Below are 541 nucleotides of genomic sequence, written 5' to 3'. Positions count from 1 at the left end.
CCGGCGACGGCGAGATCATCGCCCGCGTGGTCTCCCAGGAGCACACGAACGACTGGGCCAAGTCCGGCGTGATGGTCAAGACGGCCGCGGCCGCGGGCGCCGACTACGCCGCGGCCCTGGTGACCCCGGCCCACGGTGTGCACCTGCAGTCGGGATTCGACACCGACGTGGAGGGAGATCCGGCCGCCGCGGCCCCGGTCTGGCTGCGGCTGGTCCGCTCCGGCGACACGGTCACCGCCTACCAGTCGGACGACGGGGTCGCGTGGGAACCGTTCGGCAGCGCCGTCGTGGCCGGTCCGGCGACGATCGGGCTGTTCGTGACCTCACACGACGGCAGCGAGGCGAACACGACCGTGTTCGACTCGATCGCGGTCGAGCAGACCGCGCCAGGCGTGCCCGAGCCGTGGACCTGCGACGACGTCGGCGGTCCGGGAATCCCCGGGGACGCCTCGTTCGACTCCGACGGGACGGTGACCGTCGTCGGCGCCGGGGACGACATCTGGGGCGATGCCGACCAGTTCCACTACTGCCACCAGGAGCT

At 72.3% G+C, this 541-nt stretch carries 1 pseudogene; it reads left to right on the top strand.

Features of this window, described 5'->3' with window-relative positions:
* Positions 1-541, top strand: a pseudogene (locus JFB92_RS25035) (PQQ-dependent sugar dehydrogenase); the annotation flags it as partial.

The sequence above is a fragment of the Glycomyces salinus genome, from assembly GCF_016428645.1.
GTDB lineage: Bacteria > Actinomycetota > Actinomycetes > Mycobacteriales > Micromonosporaceae > Glycomyces > Glycomyces salinus.
This window is presented reverse-complemented; position numbering and strand designations above follow the sequence as displayed.